14 protein-coding genes and 1 pseudogene are annotated in these 17432 nt (G+C 59.7%); 6 read left to right on the plus strand and 9 right to left on the minus strand.

What is annotated here, in order from left to right; translation table 11 throughout:
• Window positions 1-5: 5 nt before the first annotated feature.
• The 6 genes and pseudogenes from AABM54_RS05295 to yaaA form a co-directional block, all read right to left on the minus strand.
• The gene (locus tag AABM54_RS05295) at window positions 6-1490 is read right to left on the minus strand and encodes an alginate export family protein (protein WP_347904269.1); all 1485 of its coding nucleotides are present in this window, start codon (window positions 1488-1490) and stop codon (window positions 6-8) included.
• Complete coding sequence (gene algK, locus AABM54_RS05300) at window positions 1487-2992, minus strand: alginate biosynthesis TPR repeat lipoprotein AlgK (RefSeq protein WP_347904270.1); 1506 nt, start codon at window positions 2990-2992, stop codon at window positions 1487-1489. The genes AABM54_RS05295 and algK overlap by 4 nt, the downstream gene beginning before the upstream one ends.
• A gap of 15 nt (window positions 2993-3007) precedes the next feature.
• Entirely contained in the window at window positions 3008-4180 is a 1173-nt protein-coding gene (locus tag AABM54_RS05305; RefSeq protein WP_347904272.1) for an alginate biosynthesis protein Alg44, read from the minus strand.
• Window positions 4181-4215: 35 nt separating this feature from the next.
• On the minus strand, window positions 4216-5700 hold the full coding sequence (gene alg8, locus AABM54_RS05310) for a mannuronan synthase (protein ID WP_347906135.1): 1485 nt from the start codon (window positions 5698-5700) through the stop codon (window positions 4216-4218).
• A 91-nt stretch (window positions 5701-5791) separates the two neighbouring features.
• Window positions 5792-7109, minus strand: a pseudogene (locus AABM54_RS05315) (nucleotide sugar dehydrogenase).
• An 827-nt stretch (window positions 7110-7936) separates the two neighbouring features.
• Complete coding sequence (gene yaaA / locus AABM54_RS05320; protein WP_347904273.1) at window positions 7937-8716, minus strand: peroxide stress protein YaaA; 780 nt, start codon at window positions 8714-8716, stop codon at window positions 7937-7939.
• Between the two features lie 311 nt (window positions 8717-9027).
• Here yaaA and AABM54_RS05325 point away from each other — a divergent pair, with 311 nt between their 5' ends.
• From AABM54_RS05325 to AABM54_RS05350, 6 genes are all read left to right on the plus strand, one after another.
• Window positions 9028-10152, plus strand: a complete 1125-nt coding sequence (locus AABM54_RS05325) for a polysaccharide deacetylase family protein (RefSeq protein WP_347904274.1) — start codon at window positions 9028-9030, stop codon at window positions 10150-10152.
• Between the two features lie 343 nt (window positions 10153-10495).
• On the plus strand, window positions 10496-11890 hold the full coding sequence (locus tag AABM54_RS05330) for a PhoH family protein (protein ID WP_347904275.1): 1395 nt from the start codon (window positions 10496-10498) through the stop codon (window positions 11888-11890).
• Between the two features lie 238 nt (window positions 11891-12128).
• Window positions 12129-12602, plus strand: coding sequence for a cyclic pyranopterin monophosphate synthase MoaC (gene moaC / locus AABM54_RS05335; protein ID WP_347904276.1), 474 nt, complete (start codon window positions 12129-12131; stop codon window positions 12600-12602).
• Window positions 12599-12841, plus strand: a complete 243-nt coding sequence (locus tag AABM54_RS05340) for a MoaD/ThiS family protein (RefSeq protein ID WP_347904277.1) — start codon at window positions 12599-12601, stop codon at window positions 12839-12841. Before moaC ends, AABM54_RS05340 begins: the two co-directional genes overlap by 4 nt.
• 1 nt (window position 12842) lies before the next feature.
• Window positions 12843-13295, plus strand: a complete 453-nt coding sequence (gene moaE / locus AABM54_RS05345; protein ID WP_347904278.1) for a molybdopterin synthase catalytic subunit MoaE — start codon at window positions 12843-12845, stop codon at window positions 13293-13295.
• A gap of 220 nt (window positions 13296-13515) precedes the next feature.
• A complete protein-coding gene (locus tag AABM54_RS05350) occupies window positions 13516-14292 on the plus strand; it encodes an ABC transporter substrate-binding protein (protein WP_347904279.1) in 777 nt (258 codons plus the stop codon).
• A 151-nt stretch (window positions 14293-14443) separates the two neighbouring features.
• On the opposite strand, the gene AABM54_RS05355 is transcribed toward AABM54_RS05350, so the two are convergent.
• The 3 genes from AABM54_RS05355 to AABM54_RS05365 form a co-directional block, all read right to left on the minus strand.
• A complete protein-coding gene (locus AABM54_RS05355; RefSeq protein WP_347904280.1) occupies window positions 14444-15070 on the minus strand; it encodes a PAS domain-containing protein in 627 nt (208 codons plus the stop codon).
• A gap of 87 nt (window positions 15071-15157) precedes the next feature.
• Window positions 15158-16285 (minus strand): FAD-binding oxidoreductase, encoded by a 1128-nt coding sequence (locus tag AABM54_RS05360; protein WP_347904281.1) that lies wholly within the window; start codon window positions 16283-16285, stop codon window positions 15158-15160.
• A gap of 188 nt (window positions 16286-16473) precedes the next feature.
• A complete protein-coding gene (locus tag AABM54_RS05365; protein WP_347904282.1) occupies window positions 16474-17427 on the minus strand; it encodes an ornithine cyclodeaminase family protein in 954 nt (317 codons plus the stop codon).
• Window positions 17428-17432 lie beyond the last annotated feature (5 nt).

Below are 17432 nucleotides of genomic sequence, written 5' to 3' on the forward strand. Positions count from 1 at the left end.
CCGCATCAGAAGCGCCAGATCACGTCGACGAAGGCGCGGTGCATGTACGAGTCGACTTGTTTGCCATAGGCATCGCCCGGTTTGAACACCCCGCCGCGAAAGCGCACCAGCGCCGACGGCTCATCGATGGACTGACTCAAAGCGGCTGGCAGCAGGCCTTGCTTGAAGTACTTGGTGACCACCAGATCCATTTCCTGGCCGAGGTCTTTATTGCCGTCTTCCAGGGGCAGGGAGGTGCTGGAGAGCACTGCGCCAGTCACGTCGTCGGCGTTGTTCTGGACGGCGTTGATGCCGTTGCTGCCGACCGGTTTATTGCCGTCGACGCGCCAGAATTTGTGGTAGATCAGGCTGGCGTCGTATTCGTCGTTGAGCATCCAGGAACCGAACAGCGTGGCGGTCTGCAGGTTGTTCATCTCGCCCCGGAAGGCTTCGCCGAAACGGTGGACCCGTGAGCGCGTACCGGTGTAGTTCGAGCGGTTGCTTTCCAGGCCGTTCTGCTCGTAGTCGCCACTGGCCCGGGCGTAGGCCGCGCCGACTTGCCATTGCGGATCGAGGCGCAGGCGCACGCCGATATCAGTGGCCCAGCCATTGAGGTCTTCACCGCGTTTGGCTTGGGTCGGGCGCGTGCCATCGGCGTTGAGCGGGTTGACCGTGTCGGTGTCGCCGCTCATGCCAGTGATGCTGCCCCAGTAATTGACGGTGTTGGTGTTGCGCCAGTTGAACGCGTCGCTGTCGGCGGTGAGGCCGAGCCAGCTGATGTCGCCGTTCTGTTTTTTGTCCAGCGAGTCGCCGGCAACGCCGGGTGTCGGGTAGTCGAGTTTGCCGTCGTCATGGGTGTGATGACCGCGAATCCCGACCCAGTTGCCCGGTGTCCACTGGTAGGCGGCATCGCCGTAAACGTGCAGGCGATCCTTGTCCTTGGGCGCCAGCTCCGTGAGGTCGGTGCGGTACTCGCTGAAGCGTTCGGCAGCGCCGACATTGGCGCGCAACAAGGTGGTGTCGAAGGTCCAGTTCAGCGCTTCGATGTTGGTGTCGCGCCATTGGCCGTCGTCGTTGCGCAGGCGCTGGCGTCCGAGCTTGAGCATCTCGCCGGGGTAGGGCGTGAGGCCGCTGTAGCCGACCCAGAACTCGCGCATGGCCAGGTAGTTTTTCTTCGACGTGCGATCACCGCTGTTGGTGGTCTGGTTGGCGTCGTCGGCTTGTTGCAGGGTGTCGGTCTCGATGATGTCGGTGGCCGTCACGGCCTGCCCCATGGCGTAGGCGCTCCACGCGCCGCGTTCGCCATAGACCCACGGACGCAGGTCGAGGCCGATGCCGTTGACGTCGCCACCCTTCGCGGTGCCGAGGTCAGCGTCGTCTTCGGACTGGCCGGTGATTTTCACTTCCAGGCCGACGTTTTTGGTGTCGGTCATCGCGGCCAGCGTCGGGCAGGACCACAGCAGGGCGCAGGTCAAACCGATACCGGCTTGAACGAATGGATTCAACTTCATAGGGATTCCTCGCCGTCTTCTGCTTGCAGGGCGTGCAGTGGCAACGTGTTCTGGCTCAAGGCACCACGGCTGGCCTGCTCCTGTTGCAACAGGCGCCGGGCCTCGGCCAGTTGCGCGGGTGGCAATTGGGCTTCAAGTGTTTGTGCCAGCTCAGTGGCTTGCGGGGTGTTTTGAACCTTGGCCAACTGGCTGAAGACATAGGCATTGAGCGGGTTGGGCTGGGTGCCTTTACCTTGTGAAAACAGCTGGGCGATGGCGAAGTCGGCGCTGTTCTGGCCATTGCGCGCAGCGGTCAGCAGGTGGTCCAGGGCTTTTTGCGGATAGACCTTGCCCAGGTAGCCACGGCGGTAGATCTGGCCGAGGTAGTAGTCGGCGGCGACTTCCTTGCCGACGGCTTTCTGAAAGTGCTCTTCGGCAACCTTGGCGTCGGCCGGTACCCATTTGCCTTCGTAGTAGAGTTTGCCCAGCAACAGTTCGGCGCGCGGCTGGTCGGCGGCGCGACCGTTGTCCAGGTACTTCATCATCGTGTCGACGTCACCGAGTTCCGGGAAGTCGTAGAGCAACTGGGCCAGGCTGACCCAGGACGCCGGGTAGCCGGGTGCGATGTTTTCGAGCAGGGCCTGAGCGGTTTTTTCGTCGGTCTTGCCGAGGGTCGCATCGCCCAGCACACGGGCGACGCTGTCCACCCGTTGCGCAGAAACCGTGCCACGGGTGTGGGCGGCTTGCAGTTGCTTGATCAGCTCGGCCTGTTGTTCAGGCTGGGCTTTTTTCTGATAGACCGTGGCCAGTTCGACGTAGCAGATGTCGGTGGTGTTCAGCGCGGCTTTGCAGATTTTTTCCACTTCATCCAGGTGCTGGTCGTAAGTGCCTTGGGTGCGATAGAGCAGCACCTGGGCCAGGCCCGCTTCCGGTTTGCCTTCGGCGCGCCATTGGCTGATCTGCTGTTGCGCGTTTACGTTGGGGAAGCTGTGCGGGTATTGCAGGTACAGCATCGCCAGTGGGATCAGCGTGTTGCCTTCGCCATGGGCAGAGGCTTTCTTCAGCAGGCTTTCGGCTTCGTGTTGTTCGGCTTCAGTTGAACCGGTTTTGGCCACCAGCAGACGACCCAGGCGAGCCTGAGCCCGTGGCGAGACGTCGGCCGCAGCGCGGTAAGTCGCTTCGGCCTGTTTGACCTGCGCCGGGTCACGGCTGTCGACCTGGATATCGGCCAAGCCTACTTGCGCTTCGCTGTAGCCCAGGTCGGCCAGTTGCTTGTAGTTCTGCTGCGCGAGCGCGGTGTCGCCACGTTTCAGCGCTTCGTTGGCCAGACGCTGGTCGGGCAGGCCGGCGCAACCGCTGAGAGTGACTGCCAGCGCCAATGCACACACTGCATAACCAGTGTGGGAGCGAGCTTGCTCGCGATGCAGGCTACGCGGTGCATCAGATAGACCCTGTTGCTCCCATCGCGAGCAAGCTCGCTCCCACAGGGCATGCGGTGTTCTGAGGATAGGTGGAGTGGTCACAGGCATGTCCTCCGCTTAAAGACCGGCGGCCATGGCTTTGTTGATCAGCCAGTTCACGGAGGGGCCTCGGTCGCTGCTGACTTCTACCGGGCGACCGGCGAAAGTGCTGTCCAGCGGTGCGTCAGGTTTGATCTGCACGCGAATGTCGGACGACAGGTCGCTGCTGTTCAGGCTGGTGCTGCTGACGATGGTGCCGGTGCGGATGTCGTCTTCACCGGCAATCTGGAAGTTCACCGGCGTGCCTGGGCGCACGTCGCCGAACTGGCGATAGGAGAAGCGCGCGTCAACGGTGGCCTGACTGCCACGGGGCACCAACTGGAAGATCACGTCGCCCTTGCTGGCGTACTGGCCATCGGCGACCAATTGTTGAGCCACGGTGCAATCGCACGGCGAGGTCAGGGTGCCGGTCATTTGCTTGCCGAACAGTTCTTCAACCTTGGCCGGTTGCAGTTGATCTTCGTCCAGATGCCCTTTGAGTACGTCGAGCATGCTGGTGCTGAACGTCGCCAGTGGTGCGCCCTTGGCGGCGACGCCGTCGGTTTTCACCAGGCTCTGCACGGTGCCGTCGCGCGGCATGGTGATGTTCATGCCCGGCACACTCACCAACCCGGCCTGGGCGTGGCTGACGAAGTACATGCCGTACACCGATTTTAAAATGAAGCCGAACGCCGCCAGACCAACGATGAAGATCCCGGCGCTGAAGGTCACCGCTTTCAGACGCCCGAACGGGGTCATGCCATGGCCGCCATCCTTGGCCTTGCGCGCCTTGGTGAAGTTGTCGCGTTGCAGGGTCGCCAGTACGTCGCCCATGCTCACGATGTCGCCGGACAGGTGCGAGGTGATCAGATGGCGCAGGGTCGAGATGTCCTGCGGTTCGAGGTTCTGGAACTGGCAACCGGTGCGGCCGGTCTGGCGATCGTAGGAGCGGATCTGCAGTTCGACGTCCATGGCCAGGCCGAGGTTGTCGATCACGAATTGCAGGCGGCCCTTGTGCACTTCGCCCACCGTCAGGGCTTTTTGAGAACCGGCGTTGAAGCACAAGCCACCGGCCGACAGGTCTTCCACCCGTGCTTCGAGCGGCGCGCCGATGGTCCCGAAAAAGCGCAGCCTGGCCGGGATTCTGACCCGGGCGTGCTGGCGCTGGGCTTCGGATTCATGCACTACGTTGACGTTCACGGCGGTATTCATAAGGGCGATTTCCTAGTTAATTCAGGCAGGACAGGTCAGACCATCATCAGCAGCACGGCGACAAAAATGCTGCCGGCGGAGAAGGTCATGGTCCGAGACGACCAGGTGTTGAACCAACGTTGAAAGCTGGCGAGATCACGGGTCAGTTTGGTGTCCTGGCGGGTCCAGGACTGTTGGTCGAGGCGGAAGAACACGTAGATCTTCACCAGCGCACCGACGATCTGGTTGTAGTAAAGAATCGCCGGGTAGGCCGGGCCGATCCGGTGCCCCGAGCAGGAAAGCAACAGGGTCAGGATCAGGCGGGTGATGCCGATCCACAGCAGGTACACCAGGATGAACGCGGTCCCGTACTTGAAACTGGCGATGAGCGCGACGGTCAGGCCCAGCAAGGACGTCCACATCGACACACGCTGGTCGAACAGCACCACGGAGGTGAACAGGCCCAGGCGTTTCATCCCCAGGCCCAGGGCCCGGGAGTTCTGCCGCAGGTTGTTGCCGTACCAGCGGAACATCAGTTTGCGGCTGGCCTTGATGAAGCTCTTTTCCGGCGGATGCTCAACGGTGTTGATCGCGGCGTCCGGCACGTAGAAGGTGTCGTAGCCCAGGCGCATCAGGCTGAACCAGCTCGATTTGTCATCACCGGTGAGGAACTTGAAGCGGCCCAGGCGCCAGTGTTGCAGCGAGTCGCTTTCGACGTCGGCGATGAAGTCCGGGTCGGTGACCACGGTGGCGCGGAATACCGACATGCGGCCGGTCATGGTCAGCACGCGCTTGGACAGGGCCATCGAGCACATGTTGATGTGGCGTTGGGCGAAGCGCAGCTTGTGCCACTCGCTCATGATGTAGCCGCCACGCACTTCGCAAAACTCGTTGGTGGTCAGGCCGCCGACATTGCCGAACAGTTGGAACCACGGCACGGTTTTGCGCACCACGCCTTCGGCGAGCACGGTGTCGCCATCGATCACGGCCACCACGGCGCGGTCGTCCGGCAGGTGGCGGGAGATGGCGCGAAAGCCAAAGGCCAGGCCGTCACGCTTGCCGGTGCCGGCGATGCGCACGAAGTCGAGTTTGACGTGGGCTGGCGGGTTCATTTTGGCCCAGAGGCTTTTGACCAGCAGCTCATCGGACATCTCCACCAGCGAGCAGACCACGGTGGTCGGGAAGCCACAGTCGATGGCTTCGCGGATCACCGAGCTGTAGACCTGAGCGGTGGTCAGCGCGTCGATGCGGAAACTGGTGACCATCAGGAATACGTGGGACGGGTCGGCCGCTTTGCCGAGCTTGCGCACTTTGCGCCGCAGGTGCGGGTAGACCACGTACAGAAACAGCATGCCGCGCAAAAAGTGCGTGGCACCCATCGAGTAGCGCCAGATACCCACGGCGCCAATCAGGAAGATGAAGTCCTTCGACTCGGAGTCGAACGTGGACGCAGGCAACGCCAGGGCGATGCCCATCAAAATACTGAGGTAAAACAGCCAACCGGCCGCCTGAAGCAGGCCGTGCTTTAGCCTGTGCATAATCGGAATCCTAAAGTCAGTTGCAAGCCCCAAGCCCCAAGCTTCAAGCGAGGAGCTTGTGCTTACGGCTTGAAGCTCAAAGCTTGCGGCTGTCTTACCAGCAGATACCTTCGGTACGGCCACTCACACTGGTGGCTTTGGACATGAACCCGACCAGGTCGACGATCTGTTTACCGTCCGGTGCGTGCTCGGCCAGTGCGCGGAACTTCTCGTCACGGTTGCCGAGGATGATCACGTCGGAGTTGTCGATCACCGAGTCGAAGTCCGCGTTGAGCAAGGACGAGACGTGAGGGATCTTCGACTCGATGTAATCCTTGTTCGCGCCATGGACGCGGGCGTACTCGACGTTGCTGTCGTAGATGCTCAGGTCGTAGCCCTTGCCGATCAGCATTTCCGCCAGTTCCACCAGCGGGCTCTCGCGCAGGTCATCGGTGCCGGCCTTGAAGCTCAGGCCCAGCAGGGCGACTTTGCGTTTGTCGTGGCTGGAAACGATGTCGAAGGCGTTCTGCACCTGGGACACGTTGCTGCGCATCAGCGAGTTGAGCAGCGGCGCTTCCACGTCCAGCGTGCTGGCGCGGTAGGTCAGGGCGCGCACGTCCTTGGGCAGGCACGAACCGCCGAAGGCGAAACCGGGACGCATGTAGTACTGGGACAGGTTGAGGGTCTTGTCCTGGCAGACCACCTCCATCACTTCGCGACCGTCGACACCGACCGCTTTGGCGATGTTGCCGATCTCGTTGGCGAAGGTCACTTTGGTGGCGTGCCAGACGTTGCAGGTGTACTTGATCATCTCGGCGACTTCGATGTCCTTGCGGATGATCGGTGCGTCGAGTTCTTCGTACAGCGATTGCAGAACGTCACCCGAGGCTTTGTCGAACTCGCCGATAACGGTCATCGGTGGCAGGTCGTAGTCCTTGATCGCGGTGCTTTCGCGCAGGAACTCGGGGTTCACGGCAACGCCGAAGTCGACGCCGGCCTTTTTACCCGAGCAGTCTTCGAGGATCGGGATCACCACGTTTTTCACGGTGCCCGGCAGCACGGTGCTGCGCACCACGATGGTGTGGCGGGTGGTCTTGTCGCGCAGGACAAAACCGATCTCGCGGCACACCGACTCGATGTAGTTGAGTTCCAGGTCACCGTTCTTTTTGCTCGGCGTACCGACGCAGATCATCGACAGGTCTGTGTCGCGAATCGCTTCCGCGAAGTTGGTGGTACCCCGCAGGCGGCCGGTCTGGATGCCTTGGGACAGAAGTTCGCCCAGGGCCCGGTTCAACGATGGGAGAACGACCGGCGTTGATCAAGTCGATCTTGTCTTTGGCGACATCGACGCCAACCACGTCATGACCCCGTGCAGACAGGCAACCGGCACAGACTGCACCGACGTAACCCAAACCAAATATGCTGATGCGCATCGCATTTACCTCTCTGTAATGGAACCGGTATTCACCTGGCCATTAGATGGCCGGAGTTAATAGTGTTCAGCGGTCATGGTGCACTCGAAAGTGTGGGCAACAGGCGCCACAATGCCGTGTGCAGGCATACTAAGTTCCGAGTGTCTAACGACATGCACTCAAGCTGTGCGTAACGAGGTCTTGTTGTTATGACCTGCCCTGATAGGCAGCCAATCTTCATCGGGAAGATATTGGTGCAATGGTTTTGTGCACTGGAACTTGGGCTTTGATCCAGTAAAACCGGGTATTTCAATGCTCAGGTAAGCATTTTTATTGGGGCGCAGCCTTGGCCCGGTAGGGGATAGTCATGGTGCGTTATCTCCTGTCTTTATACCGTTAATCCAAATAAGAGATGCCGGGCTTAAGTTAAAGATGACAACTTGGCTACAGACTCTCGTCTCTGTGTAAGTTATCTCGTACAACCACGATGAGAATCGTTACCGGTGGTATGAGCGGTGCATTTGGACATAGTTCCAGTCCGCTCATCCTGAAATTTGAAATTTCTTGAAATATTACAAAAGATGGCACTGCTTTCATATTGATAGCACTTTCCATTTGGGCCTTTATTAACGGGGCGTTAATCGGCGTATATGGTTTTATGCCACTACGTATAAAAAAATTGAGTGCCACTAGTGAAAAAAATCACGGATGTCGAGTGAAAGAAAAGTTATAAACGGGGAGGTTTGAAAATTGACGCCATAATAATGGCGAATCAGGCGGGAAAAATGCGAGGTGGATCACGCTCCGGCGCACGTGCCATGTCCATGACGTGCGCCGGGGAGGAAGGGCTACTCGGGGGCGTGGTCTCGAAGGAAAACCAGATTGTCGGGTTTGGACTGTTCGCTGCTGTAGCGGTAACCCTGCACGTCAAATTGCTTGAGCGCAGCCGGGTCGTTGATGCGTTCCTGGATGACGAAACGGCTCATCATGCCGCGTGCTTTCTTGGCGTAGAAGCTGATGATCTTGTACTGGCCGTTTTTCAGGTCCTTGAACTCGGTATTGATGATCCGGGCATTCAGGGCGTTGCGCTTGACCGCCGAGAAGTACTCGTTGGAGGCCAGATTGAGCAGCACGTCATCGCCTTGCTCGGCCAGTGCTTCATTCAGCCATTGGCTGATCTGCGTGCCCCAGAAGGCGTACAGGTCCTTGCCACGGGCGTTGCCCAGTTTGGTGCCCATCTCCAGCCGATACGGCTGCATCAGGTCCAGCGGGCGCAGCAGGCCATAAAGGCCCGAGAGCATGCGCAGGTGTTGCTGGGCATAGTCGAAATCGGCTTCGCTGAAGGTCTGGGCGTTCATGCCGGTGTACACGTCACCCTTGAACGCCAGCAGCGCCTGCTTGGCATTGGCCGGGGTGAAGGCGGGCGTCCAACTGCCGAAACGTGCTGCGTTGAGGCCGCCGATCTTGTCGGAAACGTGCATCAACTCGCTGATCTGCTGCGGGCTGAGTTCGCGCAGTTGCTGGATCAGTTCCTGGGAATGGTCCAGGTACTGCGGCTGAGTGAAGCGCTGGGTGGCCGGCGGTGTTTCGTAATCGAGGGTCTTGGCGGGGGAAATCACCATCAGCATGAAGTCGTCTCCTGTAATCGTGCGGGGGATTCTAGGGACTTGTCCTTGTCGACTCCAGCTATCAAGTCCATAGGTGATCGGTGGCTTGGCTGGATGGGCTTTTGTGGCGAGGGAGCTTGCTCTCGTTCGAGCGCGAAGCGGTCGCAAATTGATGGGCTGGTTTCATCTGGAAGAGTGAGGTTGCAGCTTTTGGGGCCGCTTCGCAGCCCAGCGGGAGCAAGCTCCCTCGCCACAATGAGTTTGGCGCCGCTGCAGGAGTTGGGTCTGGATCAGCTATAGTGCCGCGCGGGTTTTGTTACGGAGACATCCCATTGCGTATCGTTTTGCTTTTCTCGGCCTTGTTGTTCAGTTGTGGCGCGCTTGCCGCCCCCAATGACGTGGCCACGCTGGACCGCAGCACCTGGCCTGAGCAGTTGACCACCCCAACCCTGTTCGACGTTGCATCGCGAGCGGAAATCCTCACCTTCGCGCGCGCCTTGCTGGCCAGCGAGGCGCTGGATGACGCAGGGCTGAAGCAGCGCCTGGGGTTGCGCATGATCAACCTGGACTCGATCAACACCGTGCGCCAGCGGATGTGGCAGCGCTTGCTCGCCAACTACAACTTCGCCCAGCAGAGCTGCGATCAGGACGCATCGTTCTGTTTCCTGGTCGAAGACCTCGACACCCTGCGCGAGCAGGCGGGCAAATTTCAGCTCGGCGAAGACTCCTACTATATAAAGTGGGCCGGGCCGAGCCGGTTGTTCCATGAGCGCTACCTGGACGAGCAACTGCGCAAGGCCGCGCTGTTTCCCCAGACCAGCAGCGAGATCGAGCGCTACGGCGATTACGAGCGCAACGGCGACGAGCTCAACGACCGACTGTTTTTGCTGACCTTCGACAGCGCCGCCAACGCCACGCCCGACAACACCGCGTGGCTGACCGAATACCTGCGTAAATCGAACCTGAGCGCGACGTTCTTCGTGTTGGGCAGTGATATTCAGGCACGCCTGGCCCAGCGTTCGGTGGCCAGCCTGCAAGCGCTCTATTCGCAGCAGTGCATCGGTGTGCAAGGCTGGGAGTTCCGTTCCCACAGCCACTGGCAGGACTGGCAGTACTCGATCACGCGCAGTGTCGATCTGGTGAAAAACAAGTTGCCGGAGAACTTCGTGCCGCTGGTTCGCCCGCCCAATGGCCAGCGCCGGGCGGACGCGGAAGGTTTTTTCAAGGCGCAGGGTTTGCAGGTGGCGCTGTGGGACATCGACCCGCAGGACGTCGGCGGTCGCCTCAGCGCCGAACAGAGCGCTCAGCGGGTGTTGACCCTGATGCTGTTGTGGCGTCATGGGGTGATCAATTTCAACGCCAAGCAGGATGGCGTGAAGGAAGCGATGCCGTGGATTTTTTCGAAGACCCGGGAAAGCGGGATCGGTTGGGAAGATTGCCAGGACGCGTTTCGCTGAAACCGGTAAAGGCCCGGAAACGTTGGGCGAGAGGGATTTTTGAGCGGGATTTCGATGCAAGTGGACTTTCGACTTTAACGGCGTAGCGGCGACTCGCCAAGGGCTATTCGTCACTCTGAAAAATAAACTTCAAAAAAACGTCAAAGTGCTTTTTCCTGTCATGGTTTTTGGAGTATTACGAAGACAGACCGCCGAAACCTGCAACACAGGTGGCGTCTTCCAAGACCCCCGCGTGTGCAGTTCACTTGAGTCGTGCAATTCATTTGAGTACGGCAGGTGAATTCGGTGGCCACTTCGAGGCGCAGCGTATTGCGTCGACTGGCTCCCACAAAGGTGACCGAGTATGGATGATCACGGACGTAGCCCTTCTTCCAACCAGCCAATCCTTTATGTACTCGATACCAACGTATTGATTCACGACCCAAACGCCCTCCTGAACTTCGAAGAACACCACGTTGCCATCCCGATGACCGTCCTTGAGGAGCTGGACAAGCTCAAGGGAGGCCACCACAGCGTGGCGGCCGAATGCCGTCAGGCCATTCGCCTGATCGACAAGACCCTGGGCGACGCCTCGCCCGAGGATGTTGAGCAGGGAGTGCCGATCCAGCGCGGAAAAAGCGGGCCCAAGGGATTGCTGTCGATTCTGATGAGCAAGCGCACCGAGCCGAACATCGTCCTGCCCGAACACCTGAACGACAATATCATCATCAACCAGTTGATCGACCTGCATGCGCGGGACAAGGAACTGCGCCTGGTGCTGGTGACCAAAGACATCAACATGCGCCTCAAGGCCCGTGCCTGCGGAATCGCGGCCGAGGATTACAGCACCGATCAGTTGGTCGACGACGTGTCGTTGCTGCCCAATGGTTACCACAACATGAGCGGTTCGTTCTGGGACCGTGTGAGCAAGGTCGACACCCGTCAGGACCATGGCCGCACCTGGCATCAGGTACAACTGATCGACAACCTGCCGGCCGTGCATATCAATGAATTCATCATCGACGAGCAGGGTTTTGTCGGCTGGATCAAGGAAATCCAGGTCGACAAACTGTTGATCCTTGACCTGCATCAGGAACCCCTGTTGCACCAGGAAGCCTGGGGCCTGAAACCGCGTGATATCTATCAGAGCCTGGCGCTGTACGCCTTGCTCGACCCGGACATTCACCTGGTCAACCTGTCGGGTGCGGCGGGTTCGGGTAAAACCATCCTGGCCCTGGCCGCAGCGATTGAGCAGACCATGGTCAGCAAGCGTTACCGGCGCATTATCGCGACGCGCAGCGTGCAGGGGCTGGACCAGGAGATCGGCTTTTTGCCGGGCACCGAAGCAGAAAAAATGGAGCCGTGGCTGGGCGCCATTACCGACAACCTCGAAGCCTTGCACATGGATGACGAAAGCACCCATGGCAGCGTCGATTACATCCTCAGCAAAGTGCCGTTGCAGTTCAAATCCCTCAACTACATCCGGGGCCGCAGCTTCCAGCAGAGCCTGATCCTGATCGACGAATGCCAGAACCTCACCCCGCACCAGATGAAAACCATCATCACCCGTGCCGGCGCCGGTTCCAAAGTGGTGTGCCTGGGCAACCTGGCGCAGATCGACACCCCTTACCTGTCCGCGACCAGCTCCGGGCTGACGTACCTGACTGAACGCTTCAAGGATTTCCCCAACGGTGTGCACATCACCCTGCAAGGGGTGCCACGTTCGATACTGGCCGAATACGCCGAATCTCATCTGTAACCGTCTCACCAGAACCGGGTGCCCTCCAAGGCCCCCGGTTTTTTATGCCCGACACAAATCCCTTGTGGGAGCGAGCTTGCTCGCGATAGCCATCTGATACTCAGCATTGATGTTGACTGTCACGCCGCCATCGCGAGCAGGCTCGCTCCCACATTGGGTCGTGGTCAGATCGATAATCTTGCGTGCGAAAAATTGACCCGCAGGTTTACAATCGACGCTCCTGATCAGGAGTAACGCTGTGCTGACTCATCTCGATTCCCAAGGTCGCGCCAACATGGTCGACGTCACCGAAAAAGCCGTGACGTCCCGTGAAGCCACGGCCGAAGCGTTTGTGCGAATGCTCCCTGAAACCTTGCAGATGATCGTCAGTGGCGGTCACCCCAAAGGGGATGTGTTCGCCGTGGCGCGCATTGCCGGTATTCAGGCGGCGAAGAAAACCTCTGATCTGATCCCGTTGTGCCATCCGCTGATGCTCACCAGCGTCAAGGTCGAACTCAGTGCCGAAGGCATCGACGCCGTGCGCATTGTCGCCCGCTGCAAACTGGCCGGGCAGACCGGGGTGGAAATGGAAGCGCTGACCGCCGCTAGCATCGCCGCGCTGACGATTTACGACATGTGCAAAGCCGTGGACCGGGGCATGGTCATTGAAACCGTGCGCTTGCTGGAGAAGCTTGGCGGCAAGAGCGGGCATTATCAGGTGGCCGATCAATGAAACTGACGGTGAAGTTTTTCGCCCGTTACCGCGAGGCGTTGGGCGTGGATGCGTTGAGCGTTGAAGGCGACTTTGCCACGGTCGACGATGTGCGTGTGTTGTTGGCGCAACGCGAAGGCGCCGAGGTGCTGAGTGAACAGAACCTGATGTGCGCTCGCAATGAAGACCTGTGCCAGCTCGACGAACCGCTCGTCGATGGCGATGAAGTGGCGTTTTTCCCCACGGTCACCGGAGGCTGAAATGGCGGTTCGCGTGCAGTCCACGGCGTTCGATCCGGGCGCTGAAGTCAATGCGATGCACGCGGCGAATGCCGGTGTCGGCGCGGTGGTGAGTTTTGTCGGCTACGTGCGCGACTTCAATGACGGCCTCGACGTCGCCGGGATGTTTCTGGAACATTACCCGGGCATGACCGAAAAGGCCCTCGGCAAAATCGCCGTTGAGGCCGAACAGCGCTGGCCGCTGCTCAAACTCGAAGTTCTGCACCGCATCGGTGCCCTCGAACCCGGCGAGCCGATTGTCTTCGTCGGCGCCGCCAGCGCCCATCGTCAGGCAGCTTTCGATGCGTGCGCCTTTGTCATGGATTACCTGAAAACCCGTGCGCCGTTCTGGAAAAAAGAAACCACCGCCGATGGCCCGCGCTGGGTTGAAGGGCGGGCCAGTGATCATGTGGCAGCGGATCGCTGGAAGAATTAATTAGCCTGCTGTTTCTTTGTTGGCTGTCCGTCCGTCCGTCATCGTCGGAACACTCAATGTCTTCCTGATTTCTCTCCCGACCAGAGGCTGGAAGAACTGCGTGCGGTCGATTGACGGAAAATACATTAAAGTCCAGTATGGAATTATAAGTACAAGACAGCCACTTGCTTGCAACTGATCTTCTCCTGCCAAACCAACAACAACCTGCGAGAGAACGAATATGAAAAAACTCCCCCTTGTCACTGGCCTGGCCTTGAGTCTGTTGGCGTGCAGCAGCCTGTTCGCCGCCGAGAAAACCCTGCGTATTGGCATCGAAGCGGCCTATCCACCGTTTGCCTCCAAGACTTCGGATGGAAAAATCACCGGTTTCGACTATGACATCGGCAATGCGCTATGCGCGCAGATGAAGGTCAAGTGCGAGTGGGTCGAGGGTGAGTTCGACGGTCTGATTCCTTCCCTCAAGGTGAAGAAAATCGACGCAGCGCTGTCGTCCATGACCATCAACGAAGACCGCAAAAAGTCGGTGGACTTCACCCATAAGTACTACTTCACTTCGTCGCGGCTGGTGATGAAGGACGGCGCGGTGGTGGATGATCAGTACGCCAGCCTCAAGGGCAAAACCATTGGCGTGCAGCGGGCGACCACCACGGATCGCTATGCCTCGGAAGTCTTCGAACCCAAAGGCGTCGTCATCAAGCGGTACAGCAACAACGAAGAGATTTACATGGACCTGGCGGCCGGGCGTCTGGATGCGATTTTTGCCGACACCATTCCGCTGGCTGACTTTCTGTCGATGCCGCGAGGCAAGGGTTACGCCTTTGTCGGGCCGGAACTGAAGGACCCGAAGTACGTCGGTGAAGGCGCCGGGATTGCTGTGCGCAAGGGCAATGCCGAATTGGTTGCCGAACTGAACAAGGCCATCGACGGGATTCGGGCCGATGGCGAATACCAGAAGATTTCAGACAAGTACTTCAAGTCGGATATCTACGGCGATTGATGATGACTTGTGGCGAGGGAGCTTGCTCCCGCTGGGGCGCGAAGCGGCCCTGAACTCAGGCGATGCGCTCTGCCAGATGCAAAGCGCTTGCCGGGTTCACGACCGCTTCGCAGCCGAGCGGGAGCAAGCTCCCTCGCCACAAAGGTCAGTATCAGCCCTTCAATTCCTTCAAATGCTTGTACACCGTCGCCCGCCCCATATTCAGTACATTGGCCACATAGTTGGAGGCGCTTTTGCCCTTGAAGGCGCCTTCGGCGTGCAGCGCCAGCACCAGTTCGCGTTTGTGTTCGCGGGTCAGCACATTCAGGCCCAATTGCCGTTCGCGCAACCAGTTGTGCAGGAAGGTGTTGATCCGTTCCTGCCAGTCATCGCGAAACAAGGCATCCGGTTGCGGGATCAGTTTGCTCGGCGAGAGAAACAGGTCCAGTGCAGCCTTGGCGTTTTCGAACAATGAAATGTTCAGGTTGATGCACAACATTGCGATCGGCAGGCCGTCGTTGTCGCGTAAGACGCTGCTGAGGCTGCGAATCTTCTGACCGTCCCAGTTGAGTTTTTCGTAGGGGCCGATATTCCGCTCAAGGGTGCCTTCGCTGAGCATGTCCTCAAGGGCGGCGTCATCGCCGACTTCCCGCTTGGAAATGTTGTTGGCGATGTAATCGATTTTCTGTGTACGCAGGTCGTGCAGCACCACCTCGGCGTGGGGGAAAAACAGCGTGGCGATGGCATCGGCGATCGCACGGAAGTTATCCAATGCAGGGTCTTGAGGAGGTGGGGGCATCGGTGGAGCTCCAGGCAGTCAGCGCCCTGTAGGAAAGGGCGCTGCGAGTGTGCCGCAATCGAGGCAAGTCGTCATCCGGGTCAGGCATTAACCCAGGCGGGCAGGGGAGAGCATGTCGCTCGACAGGCCAAACCCGGCGAGGTGTTCAGGCAAGGCCTCGCCGCGAACCAGCGCCGCACTGGCCTGGCCCATGGCGGGCGACGTCTGGATGCCATAACCACCCTGGGCCGCGACCCAGAACAGCCCTGGCACCTGCGGATCGAAACCGCTGACCAGGTCACCATCGTGAACAAAACTGCGCAAGCCGGCCCAGGTCCGCGTCGGACGGCGGATGGTCAGCGTGGTGGCTTCCTCGATCTGATAAATACCCATGGCAATGTCCAGCTCTTCAGGCTGCACATCATGAGGCTCGACCGGGTCGGCATTGGCCGGGGACCCGAGGAACATTCCGGCGTCGGGTTTCATGTAGAACGATTCGTCGAGGCTGACCAGCATTGGCCAGTCGTGGCTGTCCAGGCCTTCGGCCCCGGCGAAGATGAACGCGGCGCGGCGTTTGGGTTGCAGGCCCAGCGGTTTGGCTCCGGCCATTGCGCCGAGGGCGTCAGCCCAGGCTCCGGCGGCATTGATGATCACGGGTGCGGTGAAGGTCTGTTGTGCGGTTTCGACATGCCACAGGCCTTGAGTGTCCCGGGTCAGGCCCAGGACTTCGCTGTCGGTGTGGACTTCACCCTGATGGCGGCGGATGCCGCGCAGGTAACCTTGGTGCAGGGCATCGGTGTCGATGTCCGAGGCGCTCGGATCGTAGATTGCGCCGTGAACCTTCTCGCGTCGCAGGATCGGCATACGCGCACAGGCCTCGTCAGCGCTGAGCATTTGCATCTGCGGCACCGTCGCCTTGGCGCTCAGGTACTGATTGGTCAACTCGTCCGGGTCACCGATGAAATCGACGGTCATTTCACCGCGCGGCGTCAGCAGCGGGTGCTCGCAGAACCCGGCTGGCGGTGCATCGAAGAAGTCACGGCTGGCCAGGGTCAATGCGCGCACTTGCGGTGTGCCATAAGCGGCGGAATATAGGGCCGCCGAACGTCCGGTGGAATGGTAGGCCGGATGGGATTCGCGTTCGAGCACGATCACCCGAGCATGCTGCGACAGCCAGAAGCCGGTGGACGCGCCGGCGATACCGCCGCCAATGATGATGAAGTCTGCCTGGGTCATGAACGTCTCCTGTAATTGTTGGCTTGGGACCGGTGGGCACTTGTGGCGAGGGAGCTTGCTCCCGCTCGGCTGCGAAGTGGTCGTAATCCGGCAGTCGCGTTTCATCTGAATGCCTGCGGTGGCTGATTTCAGGGTTGCCTGGCAACCCAGCGGGAGCAAGCTCCCTCGCCACAGTAGGGCTGGTGCACTTATTGGTTTTTTTGCAATTGATAAATGGCATTGGCCAGTGCAATGTCTTCCAGGCCCAAACCGATGGAGCGGAAAAACACGTGGCGGTCATACTCCGGACGTGGCGCAAGATCGCTCAACAGTTCAGCCAGGTCGCCTGCAATCGCGCTGCTGTCCCAGCCATGCTGTTCGCTGGCAATCAGCATTTCCCCGGCCGAACCGGGTGTGGTCTGGCGGTAATCACAATAAACCTGCATTTCACTCAGTGTTTCAGGTGGGATTTCATGGGCGCGCACCGCGTTGGTGCTGATGGAGGTAATCAGCGCCGGTTTGCTCAAGGCCCGCGGGTCGATGACAGGGCCGGCAGACGAGGTACAGAGCATGATCACGTCCGCGTCCTGGACGGCTTCCTCACGACTCCCGGCAATGTACAGGCGCGGGTCGAGGGCTTTCAAGGATGCCAGGGCCTGAGGGTCTTTGTGCGTGAGGCCGGGGGAAAACAAGGTGATGCTGTGCCAGTCCCGCAGGTCTTTGACGTAGCGCAAATGTGCCTGAGCCACCGGGCCGCTGCCGATAATCGCCAGGCGCGTGGCTTGCGGCGCGGCGAGGGCATCCACGGCGACTGCGGTTGTTGCAGCGGTGCGGGCGGTAGTCAGTTCGCCAGCGTCGCAGAGCAGCAATGGCTGACCGGTTTGCATCGACATCAGCAGGGTCCAGGCTGTCACCAGTGGACCTTCCTTACGCACAATGTAGGGTGAGGTCTTTACGCCATACACACGTTCTTCGGCCAGCACACCCAGGTAGTTGATGAAGTCGCCGCCCCCTTGGGGGAACTCGACCAGTTGCTGGGCGGGTTGTACCGCTTGGCCAGCGGCCAGGTCACGGAACAGCTTGCGCAGGATCTGCGGTACATCGACCTGTTCGAGCAACTGCCGAGCCTGGACATGGTCGATCACAAAAGGGGCGTGGGACATGGGAA

The organism is Pseudomonas purpurea, assembly GCF_039908635.1.
Taxonomy (GTDB): Bacteria; Pseudomonadota; Gammaproteobacteria; order Pseudomonadales; family Pseudomonadaceae; genus Aquipseudomonas; species Aquipseudomonas purpurea.